Genomic DNA, 10,310 nt, shown 5'->3' with positions numbered 1-10,310 from the left:
AAAACGAAAAAGAGAATGCTATAGAACGAATCTTTTCTACCATTTACTTCGGCTTTTCCCTATTAATAAGAAAAAAATCGTTTTCACTACGTTTGAGGGGGACGGGGGATATTGCTGCAATCCTCGCTACATAGCGGAAGAGCTGCTGAAAAAGAAAGAGAAATTCGAAATTATCTGGTTAGTCAATAACATGGAAAAGCAGTTCCCAGATGGCATTAAGAAAGTGAAGAATACCTTTTTTCAACAGGGCGTATCATTTGACAACGGCTAAAGCCTGGGTAGATAACAGCAGAAAGGCATATGGTACGGCTAAGAGGAAAAAACAGCTTTATATACAAACATGGCATGCTGCACTAGAGTTTAAGCCTGTAGGAAAATTCCGAGGAAAACTTTTTCCTCGTATCGCTTATCTGGTGAGCGAATATGATTCAAAGCTTGCGGATTATGTTACTTCTAATTCCGAATGGTGTACGAAGCTGTATCCTGAAATGCTGCTTTATAATGGAGATATTATCAAGACGGGTTCGCCTCGTTGTGATATCTTTATTAACAGAAGAGAGGAGATCTATCAGTACATACGGGAGCGCTATCATATGCCGCAAGATGCAAAAATAGTATTGTTTGCTCCGACATTCAGGGGAGGAAGTCAGAAAGGAAACCGTCAGGTATTTACGGAAGAGTCTACAATTGATTTTAAAAGGCTGGTAAATGCACTGGAACGAAAATTTGGCGGTACTTGGTTTGTATTCCTGCGTTTGCATCCGCAGTTGGCGGCACAGCTCGCACAATTTCCGTTAGCAAAAGGAATCGCTAATACGATTGATGTTAGCCAGGCAGATGATATGAATGAACTGGCGGCGGCTTCGGATGTGTTAATAACTGATTATTCCAGTTCGGCGTTTGATGTTATTAATATGTATTTGCCTGTCTTCCTTTACGCGGATGATTTGGAACAGTATACAGGGGAACGTGGTCGGTTGATGTGGGATATGTATTCTTTGCCGTTTTCGGTGGCAAAGGATAATGATGAATTGGTTGAAAATATAGCGAAGTTTGATGTAGAGAAATATAAAAAGAAAATAGATGAATTTTCCCAGGAACATGGGGTGCTGGAAGATGGGCATGCTAGTGATAGAGTTGCAGATGATAGAAAAGTTTTTTTGGTTATTATTAAAAACTATAACTGGAGTCTGGAAAATGAATAAAAAAATTTCAATTATAATACCAATATACAATGCGTCAGCCTATTTAGAAAAGTGTTTGCAAAGTGTATGCAATCAGACGTATACGAAATTGGAGGTTATTTGTATTGATGACGGTTCTACAGATGAGTCTGGAGACATAGCAGCGGCATTTGCTCAAAAAGATGATAGATTTGTTGTGATACATAAGGAAAATGGGGGAGAAAGCAATGCGCGTAATGTTGGGCTTTTACGGTGTACAGGAGATTGTATTGGATTTTTAGATTGCGACGATTGGATAGAGCCGGAAATGTATGAATCATTATTAGCGACAATGGAAAAGTATGACGTTGATATGGTAGCATCATCATGGTTTAATGATACAGAAACACAAAGTACTGAAATTATAAATAAATTACCTGTTACAGAAAATGTAATTCATAGAGAACTGCTTTTGGAGTATGTGTACAGGAGAGATTCATATAGGGGATTTGCCTATATGTGGAATAAACTGTATAGGCGTGAACTTCTCTGGGATGAAAATAAACCCATTTTATTCAATGAAAGGTTGCAGTTAGGGGGGATGTCTTATTTTTGTCGGAGATGATTCTAAAGACTAAAAAAAGCTAAGTATGTGGATAAAGCGTTTTATCATTATTTTCAAAGAGAGGATTCAGGATGCCACACATTGAATATAGATAAAAGAATGGACTGGCTTATTGCTTATAAAATAATTATAAATAACTTTGAAAAGGAAAAAAATAGATGTTCATATACTGGAATTAGTGAAGAGATTCCTTGCATACCATAGCAGCAATGTTGCGCAGATTGCATATGAGCAAAGAGATAAAAAAAGCTTTACAAAGATGTCAGGACATTATGAAACAATACAGTTTTGAATATATAAAAACAAATGAGGATCATATAGACCGAATAAAACGATTTAAAAAAAATTTTGAATTATATATAATAAAGCACGTTTAGAATATCTTTTATTTTTAGTCAAGATGATACTATTGGAACAATTTTTTTCAACGATTAATATATAAAGAAAAATTATATGTTGATCTCTATTTACAGAGTGGTTATCATTAATTCTACTGGGATATGCTCTAAGTAAGCAGATATAGTTATTCTTGAAGAATGGGCATTGGCCCTGTTGACATAACTATGTTAAAGGGGGGCATGATAAATGTAGATGTATACCATACCTGTTTTTGTTTTGTAGATGTTATCTTATAGCATAGTAGGTTTTTGATAGGTATAATGGCACAGACCTTGTAATTGATAGATATAAGGAATTTTGCAGGTGGTTGCTGTAGTGACCTATGTTTACTAATGATGACACTGCCCTGCTCGAAGAAATTGGACTTAAAGACCGGCTTATGAAAGCATCATTGTCATTTATGAAACTAAAGGGCTCAATGTATATTTCGCCATTATAATATCTAATAGTGGTGAAATATTTTATTGAAGTAAGTAGTCGGGAACCGAAATGGCTTAGGCACATTCAGTTGATAAATAATTCAGAAGAAGCAGTAGCAATACTCTTTTTCAAGTAGTTGATCGCGGAAAAATAATCTAAAGTCCACATTATCTGAATGTATTATAGCCATAAATATAAAAGAAAGGAAAATGTGATATTTAGCTTCTATAAATATCATACAAGATTAATATGGAGTTAAAGAGAATACTTAATACATATTTTGATAAAAAGCATATGGATTCAGAAATAGTATTTGTTATATTTGGAGCAGGAATACGAGGACAACGTTTATTTGATATGCTTAAAAAGAATGATGTTGATGTGAAATTTTTCTGTGATAATGATATTAGAAAACAAGGGGGCGTTATCTGTGGTATTCCAGTTGTAGGTATCGAGCAACTTGTGGGAAATAAAGATAATTATCATATATTAGTTTCTCCGTATAATGGTTGGGATATTGCAACAGATTTAGCTGAAAAAGGATTCACCTTTGTTATGACGCCTGATGTCGTGGAATTAGTGGTATATTGGGAGAATATGAGATATTCTAAAAAGAAAGTAAGATTTTTTCCATATGGTCACTTTTATTCATTATATCCTGACTTTGAAGAGATAAAAAAAATAGAGAAGAGTTATTGTTTCTGAAAGAAAAGAATATAAAGGATATAGATTTTAATGAAGAGGAACAGATAGAAACATTACGTAAAATGAGCCTCCTATATGACTCCATACCTCAATGGGAAGATATCACAGCGTCTTCAATTGCAAGTATATTAAGGTATAGGTATAACAATCCGAATCTAAGTCCAGGGGATGCAGTTGGCTTGCACTGTATGTTGCGCATTTTAGAGCCTAAAAGAGTGATTGAGGTTGGATCAGGATATACTTCTGCGGTTATGCTTGATACAAACGAATTTTATTTAAACAATCAAATTAAATTAAAATTTATTGAACCCTATCCAAGTTTATTGAAATCTTTATTGAGGCCGAACGATGAAATTGAATTGTTACCAATAGGATTACAAGATGTTCCACTTAGTGTATTTGAAGAATTGGAAGAGGGAGATATTTTATTTATTGATTCAACTCATGTGTCTAAAATTGGATCAGATGTTAATTATTTATTTTTTTGATATATTACCAAGAATTGCAAAGGGTGTTTATATACACTTGCATGATATCTTTTACCCATTTGAGTATCCGAAGGAGTGGATTTTTAGTGGAATGATTTGGAATGAACTATATCTTTTAAGAGCATTTTTGCAAAATAATAATGATTATAAAATTTTGTTTTTTTCAAAATATGATGGAAAAAAGACATATGGATAAATTTTTGAAAAGATGGCCACTGGATACTCCTGTTAGTGGAGGAAGTATTTGGTTGCAAAAGAAAATATAAGTGCAAGTTTTACACTATAAAAAAAGTTAGTTTGATTGAAATGAAGGTAGTTCAATCAATAGAATATATTTTTGTATGTGAGGCAGAAAAAGCAATGGCAGCGAATGTATTCAAAAAAATACTTGTAGTATTTTTACAGATCCGTTAAATACTTAGAAAAATTTGATTATTCTTGAGTATAGTGTTTATTCAGAAATATGGAGGAAAAGTATTGCTTAAGTAAGGAGTACTATATTTATATAGTAGGAAATGCCTCTGAAGATACAATTGGAAAATATATGCAATGTTAGTAAGAAGACTAAGAGACAGGAATAGAAAGAGGAAGAGGAAGAGCCCCTCTTTTATAAGAAGATGGAAATAATGCTTTTAATACTTGCCTTTTAGACGTGCAGGTAAACTGCTCTTATGGGGCTAATATCAAACTACCATTTGAAATGGTAGTTGGTATTTTATAGGCACATTCAGGAGGAAAAAGATGAGCCAATGCAATTATTTTATTTCTGTAGTGATACCGACCTTTAATAGGGCGAAATCATTAGAAAATTCGGTAATGAGTGTTCTGAGACAAACATATAGTGCATTAGAATGTATTATTGTAGATGATTCCTCTACAGATGATACAGAAGAAATAGTTAAGAAAATGAAGGATGGACGTATAAGATATTTGAAAAATTCTAAAAATGTGGGAGCTTCCAATGCAAGAAATATAGGTATAAAAGCAGCCCAGGGAGATTTTATTGCTTTTAATGATAGTGATGATATATGGCAGGAAAACAAGCTTGAATTACAATTGAAATTATTTGAAAGTGATCCTAATTTGGCAATGGTATATTGTCCCTACTATTTTCATAAGGGAAGAAGGATAAGTCAGGTACCACCAAGTTATATACCAATTGAGAATAAGCAGGGTGATATTTTTAAAAGGTTATTAAAAAGAAATATGGTTGGAACACCAACTATTTTAATTAGATATAAATGTGTGGAAATGATAGGAGGATTTAATGGGCAATTATCGGCATCCGAGGATTATGAATTTGTGCTTAGGATAGCGGAAAAATTCAAGATAGGTTATGTTGACCAATGTCTAGTAAATGCATTTCGACTGGATGAAGGAATAAATTCTAATTGGAATAAGCAGATTAATACATATAGATATCTATTGAAAAAATATGCATCTATAAGTAAAGAAGAGTTGCTTCCTATGATATTGTCTACTTATAATTATATACAGAAATCGGAAGATAAGAATGATTTGAAAGAAAATATGGAGTGGATATGGGATTTTATTTGTTCTATTCATGCTAAAAAGGAATTTGCAATGATGCAGTCAAATCAAAATAAGATGTTGTTATACGAAAAAGATATTTTATATAGATTAATTGAAGATAATAAGAACAGTGAATTATGGGATACTGTTATTCGGCATAAAGGCTATAAAAATGTTGCGATTTATGGAGCTTGGAAATTAGGGATTATTTTAGCAAGACATTTAGAGGAGAATAATGTTGCAGTTAAAGCTTTTATTGATAGCAATAACGTGGGGATAGAGGGTTATAAGACTGTAAAAAAGGAGAACATCCCATCAGAGATAGATTTTATAATAGTTTCACTTCATGAAGATATTATATCTGTAAACGAAATACAAAAGTATACAGACGCAAAAATTGAAAACATAAAGAATCTTTTAATGGTTTAAAGATCCTTTAAGCAATTCAGAAATTTAGTTTTATAAAATAGTTTTTAAAAGGGAGTAATAACCACATGCCGATGTTTAGTATTATAATGCCAGTTTATAATAATGAAAGATATTTCCCGATAGCCGTACAAAGTGTTTTAACACAAGAATATAGAGATTTAGAATTAATTATTATAGATGATGGCTCCGCAGATAGAACACCTCAAATTGCAGACTTAATTGCAAAAGAGGATAGGCGTGTACGTGTAGTTCATCAAAAAAATCAATGGATTTATGCGAGCCTTAATAATGGAATTCAAATTGCAAAAGGGGATTATGTTTATATTGTTAATTCAGATGACAGATTAAGACCTGGAAGTTTAAAAAATATGGCAGAAAAAATAGAGTGCTTTCATCCGGATGTGATATGGACAAAGGTATTAATACATAAGTGTGATAAAAATCAAGGGATCATCGAGTATGATTGTAGTAATTTTGATAAGAAAATTGAAAGTGATATGTTTTTTTGAGAATGCAGATGAATTTCGGGATAATTGGATTTTTTTTAAATAAGAGTAGTTTAACGAATAACCAGATTAATTTGTATAAACGGAGCATAGTTAAAAAAGTACAAATTTAGAAATGATATTTATGGGGCAGATAGACTATATAATATAAGTATTGCTTCAGATATAAAGTCAGCTTTTGTATTAAAAGAAGCGGTATATGATCATTTTAATTATAAGTCGGATGAAATGAATGTTTCTATTGGAAAGTATTATGGATATGAGCATGAAATGTTTAATCTTTTTTATAATGAAAATAGAAAGCTTTTAAGCAATTGGAATCGTTTGGATAATGAAGCATTGCATTATTTAGCGTCTACCAGGCTCCGTGATTTAAGTATTGAACTACGTTCTTTTAATAATAAAGGCTGTGAATTGACTTTAGAGGAAAAAGTAAAAAAAAGTTTTTAATTCATTTTTGGATAAAGAAATTTATGAACTAGCAGAAGAATCGGGGAAATTAGAAGAATTAGAAGCAAGAGTTTTGTCTGGAATGAGAGAGTTATTTATAAGGGAAGCGTTAAGTCCGCAAAGCAATTTGTACTTTGCATACGAACTGATTGAATCATTGCTAATATATGAAAAAGACAAAGAGGATTATGTTAAGATAAAAAATGCGATTTATCATCCTTTTAATAAATATCATATAGGACAGTGCTTTTATAAAAAGTTAATAGGAGATATGGAAGATGTTTGAGGATAAAATATTATTGATAACTGGCGGCACTGGTTCTTTTGGTAATGCAGTTTTAAAACGTTTTTTTACAAACTGGTATTAAGGAAGTTAGAATTTTTTTCTAGAGATGAGAAAAAGCAGGATGATATGAGGCACACTTATCAATCCGAGAAGATAAAATACTACATTGGAGATGTCAGAGATAAAGAGAGCCTGAAAAATGCAATGTATGGAGCAGACTATATATTTCATGCTGCTGCACTAAAACAGGTACCTTCGTGCGAATTTTTTTCCTTTAGAAGCAGTCAAAACGAATATACTGGGTACTGACAATATGCTGACGGCTGCGATTGAATCAGGAGTAAATAAAGTAGTCTGTTTGTCCACGGATAAAGCAGCTTACCCAATTAATGCCATGGGAATTTCTAAGGCAATGATGGAAAAGGTAATTGTATCAAAAGCTAGAACGATATCAGAAGATAAAACAACCATGTGCTGTACCCGGTACGGGAATGTGATGTGTTCCAGAGGCAGTGTTATTCCGTTGTTTATAGATCAAATTAAGCAAATGAAGCCGCTGACGGTTACAAATCCTGATATGACAAGATTTCTTATGAGCCTTGATGAGGCCGTAGATTTAGTTCTTTTTGCTTTTGAACATGGGCATACAGGGGATTTATTTATTAAGAAGGCAGATGCATCTACGATCGGGGATTTGGCTCAGGCCATAAAAGAATTGTTTGTTTCAAAGTCAGAAATAAAGGTTATTGGAACACGCCATGGAGAGAAAATTTATGAGACGCTGATGACAGAAGAAGAGCATATGAAGGCAATTGATTTAGGAGAGTATTTTAGGATTCCTATGGATGGAAGGGATTTGAATTATGAGAAATACTTTACAGAGGGAGATCATCGGATAAGTTCAGCACAGGCATATACATCGCATAATACAAGGATTTTGAATATCGAACAAATTAAGGAAAAATTATTAATGATAGATTATGTCCGGAATGAGCTGGCGGAATGGAGATCGTTATGAAAGGCCCGGATATGCAGATACTCATAACAGGTTCAGATGGCTTTATCGGGCGGAATTTGATTGTCGAATTACAAAACCAAGGATTCAAAAAGCTGCTTTTGTGCACTAGAGAAACTACACTGGAGAGGCTAAAAACTATACGAATAAGTGCGATGTGGTGTTTCACCTTGCCGGCATTAACCGACCAAAAGAGGAGGAAGAATATCACAAGGGGAATGTGGATTTTACGAGAATTTTGGTGGATTTTTTTAAAGGATAATCCCAAATCTCCAATGGTTTTATTTTCTTCCTCTGTGCAGGCTGGGAAGGACAATGCATATGGAAAAAGCAAGAGGCAGGCTGAGCAAATTTTAAAAGAATATGCTCATGAAAGAAATGCTTTCGTAATTATCTACAGATTGCCTAATGTTTTCGGTAAATGGTGCAGGCCGGACTATAATAGTGTAGTTGCCACATTTTGTCATCATATTGCTCACAATGAAGATATAAAATCGATCGGGAAGAGGCCAGGATTACCTTGGCTTATATAGATGATATACTTCATACAATCATTGGTCAGTTGGTATCCTCTAGGGCCTCCGGCGTTATTTATCAAGAGATACCGGAACAGTACCATTTGACGGTAGGAGAATTGGCAGACATTATAAAAAAAGTTTAAGAATTTTAGAAATAATCTTGAGATACCTGACTTATCCAATATATTAGAAAAAAAAGTTATATGCTACTTATTTAAGCTATCTGCCTGAAAATGAGTTTAAATATCCCTTAAAAATGAATCAAGATCAAAGGGGGGCATTTACAGAGTTTCTTAGGAGCAAAGAAAAAGGACAAATATCTATTAATGTAACAAAACCAGGAATTACAAAGGGAAATCACTGGCATCATACAAAAACGGAAAAGTTTCTAGTGGTAAAAGGAAAGGCGGCAATACGATTGCGCCATATGATAACTGGTAAAATAATAGAATGCTCTGTATCAGACGCTGAACTTGAAGTAGTGGATATTCCTGTCGGTTATACCCATAATATCACTAATGTAGGACAAGAGGATTTAGTCACAATTATGTGGACTAATGAAGTGTTTGATATTAATCACCCCGATACTTATTATGAGGAAGTGTAACATGAAGCGATTGAAGGTAATGACAATTTTAGGAACAAGGCCTGAAATTATAAGGCTTTCTGAAGTGATAAAAAAAATGCGATTCATATTTCGAACATATATTGGTCCACACTGGACAAAATTACGATTATACGTTAAATCAAGTGTTTTTTTGAAGAATTAGGATTACGTAAACCTGATTATTATTTAAATGCGGCTGGAAAGAATCTAGGTGAAACAATTGGAACCATTATATCAAAAAGTTATGATTTAATGGTTGCGCATAGTCCGGATGCACTTCTTATATTAGGTGATACTAATTCTGCTCTGTCATCAATCTCCGCTAAAAGGTTAAAAATACCCATTTTTCATATGGAGGCAGGCAATCGCTGTTTTGATGAAAATCTGCCTGAAGAAACAAACCGTAGGATTGTTGACCATATTTCAGATGTAAATATGTGTTATTCGGAACACGCAAGAAGGTATCTGAATTCGGAAGGAACAGCAAAAGAACGAACTTTTGTGATTGGTTCACCTATGCCGGAAGTACTTGCAAAAAAATTGGGACAATATTCTGAGCAGTAATATTTTGCAGAAATTAGCTTTAAAAAAAGGACGGTTATATATTATTGTCGGCACACAGGGAGGAAAATATAGATTCAACAGAACATTTTTATTCTTTAATGAATGCCATAAATGAGATGGCTGAATACTATGCTCTCCCTGTTATATATAGTATGCATCCTAGAAGCAGAAAATTTATTCAGGAACGAACTTTCCAGTTTAGTAAATTAGTGACACCCATGGAGCCATTTGGTTTCTTTGCTTATAATTACCTTCAGATGAATGCAAGATGTGTTGTGTCTGACAGTGGTACGCTTCCGGAGGAAAGCTCCTTTTTTTGTACGAAAGGATATCCGTTTGCATCAGTATGTATCCGCACTTCAACAGAAAGGCCGGAGGCCATAGAGACAGGAAATTTTATCTTGGGTAATATTACTGCCGATTCAATTATACAATCTGTGGATATGGCAATTCAAATGAACAAAGAAAAGCAAAAGCCTTCTCTAGTTTGTGATTATGCAGATGAAAATGTAAGCATAAAGGTAGTTAAGCTTATACAGAGTTATGTTTCTGTTATTAATGAGATGGTCTGGAGGAAATAAAAGAAGATAGATGGAATTTCC

The 10,310-nt window shown here is 33.6% G+C and carries 11 protein-coding genes and 2 pseudogenes; all 13 read left to right on the top strand.

What is annotated here, in order from left to right; all coding sequences use genetic code 11:
- A partial coding sequence (locus tag JCM10519_RS33075) for a CDP-glycerol glycerophosphotransferase family protein (RefSeq protein WP_347845173.1) occupies positions 1–271 on the top strand: 271 nt, incomplete at its 5' end.
- Positions 258–1,205: a CDP-glycerol glycerophosphotransferase family protein gene (locus JCM10519_RS22560; protein WP_347845172.1), complete on the top strand. Its 948-nt coding sequence runs from the start codon at positions 258–260 to the stop codon at positions 1,203–1,205. The genes JCM10519_RS33075 and JCM10519_RS22560, both read left to right, overlap by 14 nt.
- The gene (locus JCM10519_RS22555) at positions 1,198–1,788 is read left to right on the top strand and encodes a glycosyltransferase (protein ID WP_054742052.1); all 591 of its coding nucleotides are present in this window, start codon (positions 1,198–1,200) and stop codon (positions 1,786–1,788) included. The genes JCM10519_RS22560 and JCM10519_RS22555 overlap by 8 nt, the downstream gene beginning before the upstream one ends.
- Before the next feature lie 1,068 nt (positions 1,789–2,856).
- Positions 2,857–3,312, top strand: coding sequence for a hypothetical protein (locus JCM10519_RS22550; RefSeq protein ID WP_054742050.1), 456 nt, complete (start codon positions 2,857–2,859; stop codon positions 3,310–3,312).
- The gene (locus JCM10519_RS33070) at positions 3,303–3,800 is read left to right on the top strand and encodes a hypothetical protein (protein WP_347845171.1); all 498 of its coding nucleotides are present in this window, start codon (positions 3,303–3,305) and stop codon (positions 3,798–3,800) included. Before JCM10519_RS22550 ends, JCM10519_RS33070 begins: the two co-directional genes overlap by 10 nt.
- 741 nt (positions 3,801–4,541) lie before the next feature.
- The gene (locus JCM10519_RS22540) at positions 4,542–5,762 is read left to right on the top strand and encodes a glycosyltransferase (protein WP_054742047.1); all 1,221 of its coding nucleotides are present in this window, start codon (positions 4,542–4,544) and stop codon (positions 5,760–5,762) included.
- Positions 5,763–5,827: 65 nt separating this feature from the next.
- A complete protein-coding gene (locus JCM10519_RS22535; protein WP_054742045.1) occupies positions 5,828–6,271 on the top strand; it encodes a glycosyltransferase in 444 nt (147 codons plus the stop codon).
- Positions 6,272–6,496: 225 nt separating this feature from the next.
- Positions 6,497–6,718 carry a hypothetical protein gene (locus JCM10519_RS22530; RefSeq protein ID WP_054742043.1) on the top strand — a complete coding sequence of 74 codons (222 nt, stop codon included), beginning with the start codon at positions 6,497–6,499 and terminating at the stop codon, positions 6,716–6,718.
- A 7-nt stretch (positions 6,719–6,725) separates the two neighbouring features.
- Positions 6,726–7,004, top strand: coding sequence for a hypothetical protein (locus JCM10519_RS22525; RefSeq protein WP_054742042.1), 279 nt, complete (start codon positions 6,726–6,728; stop codon positions 7,002–7,004).
- Positions 6,997–8,022: pseudogene (locus JCM10519_RS22520) on the top strand (polysaccharide biosynthesis protein). The gene JCM10519_RS22525 and the pseudogene JCM10519_RS22520 overlap by 8 nt, the downstream one beginning before the upstream one ends.
- Positions 8,007–8,552, top strand: a complete 546-nt coding sequence (locus tag JCM10519_RS33065; protein WP_347845170.1) for an NAD-dependent epimerase/dehydratase family protein — start codon at positions 8,007–8,009, stop codon at positions 8,550–8,552. The pseudogene JCM10519_RS22520 and the gene JCM10519_RS33065 overlap by 16 nt, the downstream one beginning before the upstream one ends.
- A 241-nt stretch (positions 8,553–8,793) precedes the next feature.
- Positions 8,794–9,144 (top strand): glucose-6-phosphate isomerase family protein, encoded by a 351-nt coding sequence (locus JCM10519_RS33060; RefSeq protein ID WP_347845169.1) that lies wholly within the window; start codon positions 8,794–8,796, stop codon positions 9,142–9,144.
- A 1-nt stretch (position 9,145) separates the two neighbouring features.
- Positions 9,146–10,289 (top strand): annotated as a pseudogene (gene wecB / locus JCM10519_RS22510) (UDP-N-acetylglucosamine 2-epimerase (non-hydrolyzing)).
- Positions 10,290–10,310: the final 21 nt, after the last annotated feature.

It is taken from the genome of Clostridium sp. NkU-1, from assembly GCA_001312405.1.
Note: the sequence above shows the minus strand (reverse complement) of the source record. Positions and strands in the feature narration are given on the sequence as shown.